A 12,170-nucleotide genomic window follows, 5' to 3' on the forward strand; every position below is an offset into this window, starting at 1 on the left:
GCCGGCGGCCTCGTGGCCGTCCTCGAACCGTGTGTCCGATCCGAGGGCGACCACCAGGTGGCCGGTCAGGCGTTGACCGTGTCCGCGAGCGCGCGGCGCAGGGTGCGGGTGGACACGCCGAGCTGGTCGGCGTACTCGGCGAAGGTCATGTCGGGCTTGTCCTTCTGGATCTGAGCCCAGCCGTCCGCGTAGACCGTGTACCGCTTGGCCGCTTCCGCAGACACCCGTGCGTTACGGGCTTCGAGTGGACTCTTCGGCTCCGGACTGACGGGCGGCACCTGCGACTTTGTCGACTCATCGGCAGCGCCGTCCGCCTGCGTGTCCGGCGACTCGGGCTCGGGCGCGACGGCCGGTTCTTCGGCCTGTCCCTCCTCGGCCTGTCCGGTCTCCTCGTGCTTGGGCGTCTCCTCCAGCGGGATGCGGACGTGGACTTCCTGGCGCGGCGTGTCCGCAGAGAGGACCGGTGGCCGGGCGGGTACGAGGGCACGCAGTGAAGGCGGCTCCTCGAAGTCGTCCTCGGCGTGGCCGGGGGCCGGGGGCGTGCTCGGTGTGTCCGCGTACTCGCGCACCGGGCCGACGACCTCGATCGCGGCCAGGGCGTGCTCCTCGAACGGCGGCAGCTCTGGCATGGTGACGGGCGCCGGTGGGGGAGCCGGGCGCCGCTCGAACTCGATCCCTGCCGCCTTGAGGCCGGCGGGCGCGCTGTCGGCGAGCGGGACACCGAGCCTGGCCAGCCGCAGCGGCATCACCGCTTCCACGGGGGCTTTGCGCCGCCACCCGCGCCCGTACTTGGCCTGGAGCCGCGCCTGGTAGATCAGCCGGTCCTGTTCCAGGTCGACGGCCTGTTGGTAGGAGCGCAGCTCCCACAGCTTCATGCGCCGCCACAGGCGGAACGTCGGGACCGGGGAGAGCAGCCAGCGGGTGAGCCGGACGCCTTCCATGTGCTTGTCGGCGGTGATGTCGGCGAGGCGGCCGACGGCGTGGCGGACGGCTTCGACCACGGCGACGAACAGCAGGGGTATCGTCGCGTGCATCCCGACGGCCACCGGGTCGGGCCATGCGGCGGCGGAGTTGAAGCCGATGGTCGCGGCCGTCAGCAGCCACGCCATGTGGCGCAGCAGAGGGAAGGGAATCCTGATCCACGTCAGCAGCAGATCGAGCGCCAGGAGTACGGCGATGCCCGCGTCGATGCCGATGGGGAAGACATGGGCGAAGTTGCCGAAGCCCTTTGTGACCGCGAGGTCGACCACGGCCCCGTAGGACCCGGTGAAGCCGATTCCGGCGATGATCAGGGCGCCCCCGCCGACGGCCAGGGCGAGCTTCTGGCGGGCCCCAGTGAGCTGGGCGAGGCCCGTACGCGAGTCCGTCACTGCGGCCTCCTTTCTCGTGCGATGCGCACCCCCAGGAAGAAGGGGTGCAGGTTCTTGATCCGCCGATGCAGTGGCGCGGTGAGGCCCGGGATGAAGCGGGCGTCCTGCTCGCGCTGGCGGCGGAGCTGCGCGGAGATCGCGTCGGCGTAGAGGTTGCGGGTGGGGTTGTACGTCATCGCGTCCGCCCCTCGAAGAAGTCGGCGGCCACCTGATGCCACTGCCTCGCCGCCGCCTGCCTCTTCCGGTCCGCGCGGATCTTCGCGGCCCGGAGGCGGCGTTCGTCGAGCGTCACGACGTAGCCGGTAGGGAGCTTGAGCTGGGTCGCGGTCATCGAATCCACCTGTCCTCCTCCGTCGATCGGCGGGGCTCGCTCCGGGCGGTACGGGTGGCGGCGAAGGCGTCCTGCCACTTCTTCTGACCGGCCTTCTGCTCGGCCGTGAACCCGGACGGCGACGGCGCCGAACTGGGCTCGGACTTCCGCGAGAAGAGGCCCATTACGCGAGCTCGGCCGTGACGGTGACGGTGGACGTGCCGCTGTGGCCGACGGCCTCGGTGAGGCGACCGGAGAAGCGGAAGCCGGGGGCCTCGATCGCCTCGCGGACGCTGTGCATGAGCTCGACCGGGACGGGGGCGTGAACCTTGATCGTGATGTCGGCGCCGAGCTCGCCGGCGGCGGAGAGGAATTCGAGGAGCCGGGCCAGGGCATCCTCCTGGACCTCGGCGAAGCGCTCCGGCGTGTACGCGGTCACTTCGACCACCGCCGGGCGATCCTCGCGGCGGCCGTGCGGGCGCCCTCGCGGTCGATGGGCGGGACGTGGGGCGGTACCTTCTTCACGTCGTTCTCCTGTTCAGGTCAGGCGTTCGGCTGCCCCGGCCGGTGTGTCAGCACTGGTCGGGGCTTTGTCGTTGGTGCGCGAGCGGTGACGGTGTCGATCCGTCGTCCGAAGACCCCGCTGGGGCCGCCCGTGGCAGGTTCTCCGCCGCTGTGGCTGTCCTCCCGGTCGGGAGGCGCTGACGGTGCCTATGGAGTTCTCAAGGAGCTGCCAGTCACCGGGGCCTTCCGCCTGGTGGCGGCGCGCTCCGGGCCGGTGTGGTGGTGCTTCTCAACTCCCGCTCGGTCGAGCCGGGTTGAAGTTCTGTGGTGGTGCCGGAGGAGAGACTGCCTTCAAAAAGTAGGTTGAGTCAACCTACTCAACCATTTTCATCCTGGCGACCGGCCCGTACGATGCGGAGCATGTGGCGACTGACCTCGAACGACGTACGGGTGCATTGGGCGAAGGTGACGCGGTATGTCCGCGAGCGCGGCGGGGTCGTGATCGCCCGGCAGTACACGACCGACGTCGCAGCCGTGGTCCCGATCGAGTGGTACGAGCGGGCCGTGGCCGCCATCGGCGAACCGCAGGTTCCCGACGACCCGGAGCCGCCCGTCACGTACGACCGGCCCGGTGCCGATTCCTGAGCCCAAGATCCAGGCCCCCGCTCCGGCGGGGGCTTTCTGCTGCCTGAACATCCGGTTCCTCGTTCGGTTGGAGTGGCCTAGCGGTGAGACATCGCAGGTCAGGCGGTCATCCATGCCTCCTCTGCGGCTCGTGCACGGGCGACGAGTTCGGCATGGCCGGGCTCGTTCTCGTGCCAGATCCAGCCGCCGTCATCCGCGACGTGCAGGCCGTCGATCACCTTGCCGGACACCGGGTCGACGACAAGTCCGTCCTCGCGGACCAGGTCCATGTCCACGGCGTGCAGGTGACGCGGGGGAGCGGCGGCGCGGCGGTTCTCGGCGCGGCGAGCCTGGACCTTCATCCAGTGCTCGCGTTGGGCGGCGTGGCGCCTCCTGCGCCGCTCGTTGCACCCGAGGGTGCCCAGGCGCTCGGCGGCGTCCTCCCATGTCTGGACTGGGTCGGCGCACTCCCCGGTCCGCTCGCCGATGCCGTCCATGGCCTGCTCGGACAGGCAGTAGGTCTCGCCGTCCTTCACGACCAGGCCGAGGCCGGTGAGCTTGCCGACGGCGCGGTACGCGGTCGGGCGCGAGATGGACGCGGTGCCCTGGAGCTGTTCGATTGTCTGGTTCGGGTTCTCGGCGAGCGCGGCGACGACGGCGAGGCCACTGCCCCCGAGGCCGAAGTGAGCGAAGGCGTCTTCCGGCATGACCCGGGCGGCGGCGCGGGAGTCGATGTCCGCCTGGGTCTGTCTCACGGTTGGACCACTCAGGCCCCCCCAGCCTTCGGCCCCTGGGTAGTGGCCCAGCGCTGAGACGAACTGTTCGGCACCGGCTTGAGCAGCATCCAGCGGGCGCCATCGGTGAAGGAGCCGTGGTCGAGCTGGCGGAGGAAACCGAGTTCGACTACGCGGGCGTTGGATTTGTGCGCGGTCTCCCGGGCGCACCCCATTCGCTCGGCCAGGTCCCGCTCGGAAACGGTGTGGTCCCACCCGCCGGCCTCCTCGCAGATGCCGAGGCGCGCCACAAGGTTCTTCATGTCGGTCTTGCCCGCGATCCCCGTCCACGGGGTCCGCTCGACCTGTGCCCGCAGCTCGGCGAGCGAGGCGTGGAAGTCAGCGCGCGAGGCGATGGTGTCGGTGGCCGCGACGTGCTTGGCGGCGCCCTCCCAGGCCCGGGAGAGCCACTCCACGGCGCGCTCGTGGCCGCGCCGGTGGGCGATCATCCTGGCATGGGCACCGGCCTTGTACGGGCCGTCGAGCATGACCTGGAGGAAGTCGGCGCGGGACCAGTCGGCGCGGGCCGCTGCGGCGGCGATGGCGCGGGTGACGGTCCATGCGTGATCGGCCGCCACCGAGTCCTTGCCGCCACGCTGGCGCGACCAGGAGGCGTACGTGTCATCGGTGTCACCGTCGATCAGGAGCGCGGTCATACGCCGGGACAGGGGCGGCAGCGCGGCTAGAAGGCCCGTGCGTGCCGTTTTCGGATCAGCAAAGCGACGCGTCGGGGGGACATCGTTTGCGTCACGACGTGGCCCCGTGACTACCGTGTGGCCTCCGCTCCGGGGATTAGGGAGGCGCGAGGGGGTTGTGAGATTGGCTGAAAGAAGTCCTTGAGGGTGCTCCCAGTCCTGTAGCACGTGGGAGCGAGCTGCAATAATCGGGGCGTTCGCGCCGGGATGGTTGGGGTACTTCTCGGCGGCGGGCCCCTGATGCTGACGAGGCATTCGGGGGTACCGGGGTCCTTGGTTCGAAGGACTCGACCGGGTTGGAGTTGACGCTCCTCACCGGTCGCTGACTGGACTTCGGTCCAGCGGAACCCCGCCTCATGGAAGGCCCGGAGCTCCAACTCCGGGCCTTTCGCATGTGCGGGGCCGCCGTGACCTCATCACGGCGGCATGTGCGAACCCTCCCTATGCCAGGGAGTTCTCAGGTCCCATCGGCGCGGGATCGTCCGGGACGCTTCGGGACGCGCGGGGACGAATACTCGCAGGTCAGATGCCGTGCGGCTACTCAACTCCCCAGGTCCCGTGTTCCCAGCGCCCAAACGACCGTCGTCTGGACCCTGCGCCCGAACTCCTGACCAGCCGGAGCGGCCGCGGCCCCCGCACCCCCTTCCGGGTGCGGGGGCCGACGTGTTCCGGGCCGCCGGAGCCGGATCGGACGATCCGTCACGCATAGTGCGGACAGGGCACGGACGCACCCGGGCCGGGCCCGCATCCCGCGCCAAGGAGCCGCCGCGTGTCCGACGAAGCGTCACCCGCCACCCCCGCCCCGGAGAACCCCCGCGGCGGCCCCAGGACCCGGCGGCGCGGCCCCCGGCTCTCCCGCCGCGCCCTCCTGCTCGCCCTCGGCGGCGCCAGCCTCGCCTCTCCCGCCCTCGCCTCGTCCGCGGGGGCCGGTGCGCCGCCGCGTACGGCCCCGGTGCCACGCGGCCGGGTCGACGGGCTCCTCGCCCGGCTCACCCTGGACGAGAAGGTCTCCCTCCTCCACGGCGCCGCCGACCCCGCGACCCTCGGCCAGGCCGGGTACGTCCCCGGCGTCCCCCGCCTCGGCATCCCGCCGCTCCGGCTCGCCGACGGACCCGCCGGCATCCGCGTCCACCGCACCGCCACCGCCCTCCCCGCGCCCGTCATGCTGGCCGCCGCCTTCGACCCCGGCCTCGCCCGCGCCTACGGCCGGGTCGTCGGCCGCGAGGGCCGCGCCCTCGGCCAGGACGTGCTGCTCGCCCCCATGGCCAACCTCATCCGCACCCCGTACGCCGGACGGAACTTCGAGACCTTCTCCGAGGACCCGCTCCTCACCGCCGACCTCGTCGCCGAGGAGATCCGGGGCATCCAGGCCGAGGGCCTCGTCGCCACCGTCAAGCACTTCGCCCTCAACAACCAGGAACGCGACCGTGCCACCGTCGACGTCCGCGTCGGCGAACAGACCCTGCACGAGACCGAACTGCGCGCGTTCGAGGCCGCCGTCGCCGCCGGCGCGGGCGCCGTCATGGCCGCGTACAACAAGGTCGACGGGGTCCACGCCGCCGAGAACGCCGGCCTCCTCACCGGGATCCTGCGCGAGCGCTGGGGCTTCGACGGCTGGGTCATGAGCGACTGGGACGCCGTCCACACCACCGCCGGGGCCCTCTCCGCCGGGCTCGACATGGAGATGCCCGGCGGCTCCCGCTACGGGGCCGCCCTCCGCGACGCGGTCCGCGACGGCCGGATCGACGAGGCCGCCGTCGACCGCTCCGTACGCCGCGTCCTCGCCGCACGCGAACGGTTCGGGCTCCTCGAAGCGGCCAGGGCACCGCGCCCGGCGCGCGACGCCGCGTCCGGCGCCCGCCTCGCCCTGCGCGTCGCCACCGCCGGAGCCACCCTCCTGCGCAACGAGAAGGACGCCCTGCCCCTCACGGGCCGCGCCGCCCGATCCCTCGCCGTCCTCGGGCCCACCGCCGCCGTCCCCTTCGTCAGCGGCGGCGGCAGCGCCCACGTCGTCCCCGACGCCGCCAGGAGCCCGCTCGACGCCCTCCGCGCGAGGGCCGGAAAGGACGCCACCGTCACCCACGCCGTCGGAGAGGACCTCTTCGGCCGCCCGCTCCCGCCCCTCCGGCCCGCCGCCGACCTCGAAGGCGTCCAGGTCGCCTCCGGCGCCACCTGGAGCCGGACCACCACCCTCACCACGACCGACCCCGACGAGTGGACCTTCCTCGTCCACTACAGCGGCGCCCGCCCCGCGGTCACCCTCGACGGCACCGAGCTCTTCCCCGTCCGCGAGGGCGTCGCCGAGTACTTCGCGGGCGGCCTCCTCGGACAGGCCCCCGACGGACTCACCGTCCGCCGCGCGACCCTCCGGCTCGCCGCCGGCCCCCACGAGCTGCGGATCACCGCCCACGGCGGTCCCACGGGCCAGCTCTTCCGGCTCCGCGCCGTCACCGGCGCCGGCCGCGCCGCCGACGTCGCCGAGGCCGTGCGGACCGCGCGCGCCGCGCACAGCGTCGTCCTCTTCGCCTACGAGGACGCCACCGAGGGCCAGGACCGGACGACGCTCGCGCTCCCCGGCCACCAGGAGGCCCTGATCGAGGCCGTCACCGCCGCCAACCCCCGCACGACCGTCGTCCTCAACACCTCCTCGGCCGTCACCATGCCGTGGCTGGCGCGGACGGCCGCCGTCCTCCAGATGTACTACCCCGGCCAGGAGGGCGCCGCCGCCACCGCCGCCGTCCTCTTCGGCGACGCCGACCCCGGCGGCCGCCTCACCCAGACCTTCCCGGCCTCCGACGACCACCACCCCACCGCGGGGGACCCGCGCCGCTACCCGGGCGAGGACGGCGTGGAGGAGTACGGGGAGGGCGTCCACATCGGCCACCGCTGGTACGAGGCCAAGGGCGTCGTGCCCCTCTTCCCCTTCGGCCACGGGCTCTCGTACACGACCTTCCGGTACGAGGACCTCACCGCCTCCCCGGGCGCCGCGGGCGGACTCGACGTCACCTTCACCGTCCGCAACACGGGCCGCCGCCCCGGCGTCGACGTCGCCCAGGTGTACGTCGGCCCCTCCCCGGACCTCACCGGGACCGGTGTCGACCAGCCGCGCTCCGCCCTCGCCGGCTACCGCCGGCTGGAGCTCGCGGCCGGCGAGCGCCGCCGGGTGACCGTCCCCGTCACCGCCCGCTCCCTCTCCTCCTGGGACACCGCGCGGCACGCCTGGATCCTCGGCACCGGCCGCAGGACCGTCCGCGTCGCCGCCTCCTCGGCCGACCCCGGCCTCGGCATCGGAGTCGAGGTCCGTACACCCTGACCGGGTAGGCTGCCCCGGCGTGCCCGACGCGGTGCACGCCGGGTGCACCGACACGGGAGGAACCGCGTTGCACGTACAGGAGTGGCTGGAGACGATCCCGGCGGTCGCGATCTACGCGCTCGTCGGCGTGGTGATCGGCCTGGAGAGCCTCGGCATCCCCCTGCCCGGCGAGATCGTGCTCGTGAGCTCGGCGCTGCTGGCCTCGCAGCACGGCGACATCAACCCGTGGGTGCTCGGAGCCTGCGCCAGCGCCGGAGCGATCATCGGCGACTCGATCGGCTACGCCATCGGACGCAAGGGCGGCCGGCCGCTGCTCGCCTGGCTCGGCAACAAGTTCCCGAAGCACTTCAGCGAGGCCAACATCGGGCTCGCCGAGCGCTCCTTCGAGAAGTGGGGCATGTGGGCGGTCTTCTTCGGCCGCTTCGTCGCCCTCCTGCGCATCTTCGCGGGCCCGCTCGCCGGCGTCCTGCACATGCCGTACTGGAAGTTCCTCGTCGCCAACGTCTTCGGCGGCATCCTCTGGGCCGGCGGCACGACGGCCGTCATCTACTCGGTCGGCGTCGTCGCCGAGGCGTGGCTCAAGCGCTTCTCCTGGCTGGGCCTCGTGCTCGCGGTCCTGATCGGCGCCGCGTCGATGCTCGTCATCAAGAACCGCGCCAAGAAGGCCGCGGCGGAGCGCGGGAAGGAAGCCGTCGAGACGGCATCCGAGCCGGTGCCCGTCGCGGACTGAGCCCGGACGACGACGCGAGAGGAGGGCGGCCCCGTGACCGGGGGCCGCCCTCCTCTCCGTACCGCCCCGGATCAGGCGTCGAAGGTCTCCGCGTGGACCTTCGCGAGGTGCAGGTACATCTCGGCGTTCAGCCTGATGCCCTCCTTCTCCTCGTCCGTCAGCGGCCGGCGGACCTTCGCAGGGACACCCGCGACCAGCGACCCCGGCGGGACCTCCATGCCCTGCGGCACGAGCGCCTGCGCCGCGACGAGCGAGCCCGCGCCGATCCGGGCGCCGTTGAGGACCGTCGCCCCCATGCCCACGAGCACGTCGTCCTCGATCACACAGCCGTGCACGGTCGCGTTGTGCCCGACCGTCACCCGCGCCCCGATGGAGACCGGGAAACCGGGGTCGACGTGGACCGTGGTGTTGTCCTGGATGTTGGCGTCCTCGCCCACGGCGATGGGGCCGCAGTCCGCGCGCAGCACCGCGTGGTACCAGACGCTGGCGCGGGCGCCGAGCGTCACCTCGCCGAGGACCACGGACGTCGGCGCCGTGAACGCGGTCGGGTCGACGCTCGGCTCCTTGCCGCCCACACCCTTGATCAACGCCTCTGACATGGTTCGCTCCTGATCGTCAGCCGTACGGTCGCACCCGGGGGTCGCCCCCGCCCGCACCCTATGCCGTGCCCATGACGGACATCACAGCGCACCGCACTGATCAGGCACGACGGTGCCGACTACGGTGGCCGGATGCCCAGGAACAGAAACACGTTCTCCTCGCTCGCCGCCTGGCGCCGCCGGGTCGTCGCCCGTGCCGTGCAGGGCGGCTGGCGCTGGGCGCAGCAGGCCGGTTCCGTCACCGCCGAGCACCCGGGGCGGCTGCGCTTCCGCCGCCTCGGCGCGGGCACCCGGCTCGCCTTCCCGCAGGGCACGGTCTTCGGGGAGCGGTGGATCGAGATCGGCGAGTGCTGCATCATCGCCGAGCAGGTCACCCTGACCGCCGGCATGCTGCCGGGCCTCGACCTCGGCACGGAGACGGTCCTGACCCTCGGCGACGGCGTCGTCCTCGGCCGGGGCAGCCACGTCATCGCCGACACGACCGTCACCATCGGCTCGGACACGTACTGCGGCCCGTACGTCTACATCACCTCGACCAACCACAGCTACGACGACCCGGACGAGCCCATCGGCCGCCAGTGGCCCCGCTCCGAACCCGTCTCCATCGGCCCCGGCTGCTGGCTCGGCACGGGAGCGGTCGTCCTGCCCGGCGCGCGCATCGGCCGGAACGTCGTCGTCGCGGCGGGCGCGGTCGTCCGCGGCGAGGTGCCCGACCACTCGGTGGTCGCGGGCGCCCCCGCCAAGGTCGTCCGCCGTTGGGACGCCGAGAACGGCTGGCAGCCCCCGCTGCGGACCCCGGCGCCGGTGCCGCTCCCGGACGGCGTGACGGCGGAGCAGCTCGCGGCGCTCGCCGCCTGGGAGGCCGAGCAGTCCGGTGCGTCCGAGGCCGCCGTCTCCTCCTGACCCCCCGCGCCGCACCCCGTACGTTCTCCGGCGGTTCGCGGCGCACCAGGGCGTGGGCGAACGGTTCACCGGTCCTGCGCGCGTACGTCATCCGCTCGCGCACTTCGCCGAGCGTGCGGGGCCGGTAGCCGGGACCGCGGCAGCACCCCATGGGGAAGCGGACACCGGCGTGCAGGAGCACGGACAGGGTGCGCCGGGCGGCGGATCAGCCCGTCGCGAGGAGGACCGCGCCCGCGAGGGCGAGTCCCGCTCCGGCCGCCTGGACCGGGCGGAGGCGTTCCTTGAGGACGCCCCGGGCGGCGAGGGCCGTCACCACCGGGTAGAGGCTGGCCAGTACGGCGGCGAGGGCGACCGGGCCGGATCGCGCGGCCAGCGCGTAGGTGCCGTTGGCGGCGACGTCGGCGAGGCCGACGAAGGCCAGGGCCGGGAGCGCGGCGCGGATGACCGAGGGGCCGCCGGCGGGCAGGGCGCGGCCGCCGCGCCGGACGGAGGCGTACAACGCGGCACCGCCGACGAGGACGTTGGTGACGCGCTGCACGAACAGCGCGAGGAAGAGACCGGTGACCGTCGTGGACGCCTCCGCGATCAGGGCCATGACCGCGCCGAAGCCGAAGGCCGCGACCAGGGTCAGCAGCACCGCCCGGCGCTGGACGGGCGCGCCGCGCAGCTCGGGGCCGCCCGCGAGGACGACGCCGAGGATCGCGACGGCCATGCCGGCGACCTGCCACAGGCCGGGGAGGTCGCCCGCGAGCAGTCCCACGCCGATGGGCACGACCACGCCGAGCGAGCCGAGCGGCGAGACGACGCCCATGGGGCCGAGGGCGAGCGCCTTGTAGAAGGCGAGCATCGCCGCCGGGCCGACGACGCCGGCCCCGACCGCGTACCAGAGCCGGGGGTCGGCCTCGGTCCACGCGCCGGTGGCGAGGACGACCGCGCCGAGGACGAGGACGGCGAGGACCTGGGAGACCACGACGACCGTGAGGGCGGGGATCCGCCGGGTGAGGAGCCCGCCGCCGAAGTCGGCGAGGCCCCAGAGCAGGCTGGTGGCCAGGGCGAACAGGGCGGTCATGAAAGCCTCGCAGTCCCGTACGGCGGGACGCAGTACAGTGCGGTGAACGGTCGGGTACAGCCCACCGTAGTTCACTGCATTGAACTATGTCATCCAGAATATTGGACGGAACGTGTCGGACCTCGATCAGCTCACGCAGTCGCTCGCCCGGAACCTGAAGCGCTGGCGCAAGGAGCGGGGCTTCACCCTCGACGCGCTCGCCGCCCGGGCCGGGGTCAGCCGGGGCATGATCATCCAGATCGAGCAGGCCAGGACGAACCCCAGCGTCGGCACGACCGTGAAGCTCGCGGACGCCCTCGGCGTCTCGATCACGACCCTCCTCGACCACGAGCAGGGCCCCCAGGTCCGGCTCGTCCCGCCGGGCCAGGCCGTCCGCATGTGGTCCACCGACACGGGCAGCCACACCACGCTCCTGGTCGGAACCGAGGCGCGCGGCCCCCTGGAGCTCTGGTCCTGGACCCTCATGCCGGGCGAGGGCAGCGCCTCCGACCCGCACCCCCCGGGCACGACCGAGCTCCTGCACGTCACCGCCGGCGTCCTCACGCTCGTCGTCGACGGCGTGGAACACCCCATCCCGGCCGGCACGTCGGCCGTCTTCGAGGCCAACGTGCCGCACACCTACCGCAACGACGGCGGCGAACCGGCCGAGATGACGATGGCCGTCTCGATCCCGCCGGTTCGCTGAGCCGCCGTCCGGCTACCGCGCGTCGGTCGCCGAGGCGCGGTTCAGGCGCGGGATCTCGATCGCCGGGCAGCGGTCCATCACCATGTCCAGGCCCGCCTCGCGCGTCCGCGCGAACGCGGCCTCGTCGACGACGTCCAGCTGGAACCAGACCGCCTTCGCGCCGATCGCGACCGCCTCGTCGGCGATGCCGCCCGCCTGCTCGCTGTTGACGAAGACGTCCACGACGTCCACGGGGAACGGGATGTCGGCGAGGGAGACGTAGCCCTGCTCGCCGTGGACCGTCTCCGCCTTCGGGTGAACCGGCACGATCCGCTTGCCGGAGCGCTGGAGGAACTCCGCCACGCCGTACGCGGCGCGCCGCCGGTTGTCGGAGAGTCCGACCACGGCCCAGGTGTCCCCGGTGGACGTCAGGATGCGGCGCACCGCGTCCTCGGCGGAGTACTCGGTCGGCTCGGCGGTCGTGGTGTCGACGCTCATCGTCTCTGCTGCCTCTCCTCGGCGCGTTTCGGATCGTCCTCGGGGAGAACCGGCGGGGCGCCGCGCTGATTCCCGTACGGCCCGTCGGGCTGATTCCCGTACGGCCCCGTCGGGCTGA

14 protein-coding genes and 1 pseudogene are annotated in these 12,170 nt (G+C 73.0%); 5 read left to right on the top strand and 10 right to left on the bottom strand.

The features are described from left to right. Nucleotides 1-65 precede the first annotated feature (65 nt). From AB0G79_RS20265 to AB0G79_RS20280, 4 genes are all read right to left on the bottom strand, one after another. On the bottom strand, nucleotides 66-1,313 hold the full coding sequence (locus AB0G79_RS20265) for a DUF2637 domain-containing protein (protein ID WP_360808382.1): 1,248 nt from the start codon (nucleotides 1,311-1,313) through the stop codon (nucleotides 66-68). 53 nt (nucleotides 1,314-1,366) lie between these two features. After that, the gene (locus AB0G79_RS20270; RefSeq protein ID WP_360808243.1) at nucleotides 1,367-1,546 is read right to left on the bottom strand and encodes a hypothetical protein; all 180 of its coding nucleotides are present in this window, start codon (nucleotides 1,544-1,546) and stop codon (nucleotides 1,367-1,369) included. Then, entirely contained in the window at nucleotides 1,543-1,701 is a 159-nt protein-coding gene (locus tag AB0G79_RS20275) for a hypothetical protein (RefSeq protein ID WP_360808245.1), read from the bottom strand. The genes AB0G79_RS20270 and AB0G79_RS20275 overlap by 4 nt, the downstream gene beginning before the upstream one ends. Nucleotides 1,702-1,864: 163 nt before the next feature. Beyond that, entirely contained in the window at nucleotides 1,865-2,128 is a 264-nt protein-coding gene (locus AB0G79_RS20280) for a hypothetical protein (RefSeq protein WP_360808247.1), read from the bottom strand. 476 nt (nucleotides 2,129-2,604) lie between these two features. Here AB0G79_RS20280 and AB0G79_RS20285 point away from each other — a divergent pair, with 476 nt between their 5' ends. Next, nucleotides 2,605-2,829 carry a hypothetical protein gene (locus AB0G79_RS20285; protein ID WP_360808249.1) on the top strand — a complete coding sequence of 75 codons (225 nt, stop codon included), beginning with the start codon at nucleotides 2,605-2,607 and terminating at the stop codon, nucleotides 2,827-2,829. A 98-nt stretch (nucleotides 2,830-2,927) separates the two neighbouring features. On the opposite strand, the gene AB0G79_RS20290 is transcribed toward AB0G79_RS20285, so the two are convergent. Together AB0G79_RS20290 and AB0G79_RS20295 are read right to left on the bottom strand one after the other, a co-directional pair. Continuing rightward, nucleotides 2,928-3,563 (bottom strand): helix-turn-helix domain-containing protein, encoded by a 636-nt coding sequence (locus AB0G79_RS20290; RefSeq protein WP_360808251.1) that lies wholly within the window; start codon nucleotides 3,561-3,563, stop codon nucleotides 2,928-2,930. A gap of 11 nt (nucleotides 3,564-3,574) precedes the next feature. Next, nucleotides 3,575-4,237 (bottom strand): hypothetical protein, encoded by a 663-nt coding sequence (locus tag AB0G79_RS20295; protein ID WP_360808253.1) that lies wholly within the window; start codon nucleotides 4,235-4,237, stop codon nucleotides 3,575-3,577. Between the two features lie 808 nt (nucleotides 4,238-5,045). On the opposite strand from AB0G79_RS20295, the gene AB0G79_RS20300 reads away from it, so the two are divergent. Together AB0G79_RS20300 and AB0G79_RS20305 are read left to right on the top strand one after the other, a co-directional pair. Next, nucleotides 5,046-7,589, top strand: a complete 2,544-nt coding sequence (locus tag AB0G79_RS20300) for a glycoside hydrolase family 3 C-terminal domain-containing protein (RefSeq protein WP_360808255.1) — start codon at nucleotides 5,046-5,048, stop codon at nucleotides 7,587-7,589. 67 nt (nucleotides 7,590-7,656) lie between these two features. Then, nucleotides 7,657-8,319, top strand: coding sequence for a DedA family protein (locus AB0G79_RS20305; protein WP_360808257.1), 663 nt, complete (start codon nucleotides 7,657-7,659; stop codon nucleotides 8,317-8,319). 71 nt (nucleotides 8,320-8,390) lie between these two features. Here AB0G79_RS20305 and AB0G79_RS20310 read toward each other — a convergent pair whose 3' ends face one another. Continuing rightward, a complete protein-coding gene (locus AB0G79_RS20310) occupies nucleotides 8,391-8,918 on the bottom strand; it encodes a gamma carbonic anhydrase family protein (protein WP_360808259.1) in 528 nt (175 codons plus the stop codon). A 132-nt stretch (nucleotides 8,919-9,050) separates the two neighbouring features. Here AB0G79_RS20310 and AB0G79_RS20315 point away from each other — a divergent pair, with 132 nt between their 5' ends. After that, nucleotides 9,051-9,821 carry an acyltransferase gene (locus AB0G79_RS20315; protein ID WP_360808261.1) on the top strand — a complete coding sequence of 257 codons (771 nt, stop codon included), beginning with the start codon at nucleotides 9,051-9,053 and terminating at the stop codon, nucleotides 9,819-9,821. A gap of 28 nt (nucleotides 9,822-9,849) precedes the next feature. Here AB0G79_RS20315 and AB0G79_RS20320 read toward each other — a convergent pair. Then, a pseudogene (locus AB0G79_RS20320) lies at nucleotides 9,850-10,026 on the bottom strand (deoxyxylulose-5-phosphate synthase); the annotation flags it as partial. After that, nucleotides 10,027-10,890 (bottom strand): DMT family transporter, encoded by an 864-nt coding sequence (locus AB0G79_RS20325; RefSeq protein WP_360808263.1) that lies wholly within the window; start codon nucleotides 10,888-10,890, stop codon nucleotides 10,027-10,029. It abuts the pseudogene before it with no gap. Nucleotides 10,891-11,002: 112 nt separating this feature from the next. On the opposite strand from AB0G79_RS20325, the gene AB0G79_RS20330 reads away from it, so the two are divergent. After that, on the top strand, nucleotides 11,003-11,575 hold the full coding sequence (locus tag AB0G79_RS20330) for an XRE family transcriptional regulator (protein WP_360808265.1): 573 nt from the start codon (nucleotides 11,003-11,005) through the stop codon (nucleotides 11,573-11,575). A gap of 12 nt (nucleotides 11,576-11,587) precedes the next feature. On the opposite strand, the gene AB0G79_RS20335 is transcribed toward AB0G79_RS20330, so the two are convergent. Next, entirely contained in the window at nucleotides 11,588-12,052 is a 465-nt protein-coding gene (locus tag AB0G79_RS20335) for a CoA-binding protein (protein ID WP_360808267.1), read from the bottom strand. Between the last annotated feature and the right edge of the window lie 118 nt (nucleotides 12,053-12,170).

This window comes from Streptomyces sp. NPDC020807 (genome assembly GCF_040641575.1).
Lineage (GTDB): Bacteria > Actinomycetota > Actinomycetes > Streptomycetales > Streptomycetaceae > Streptomyces.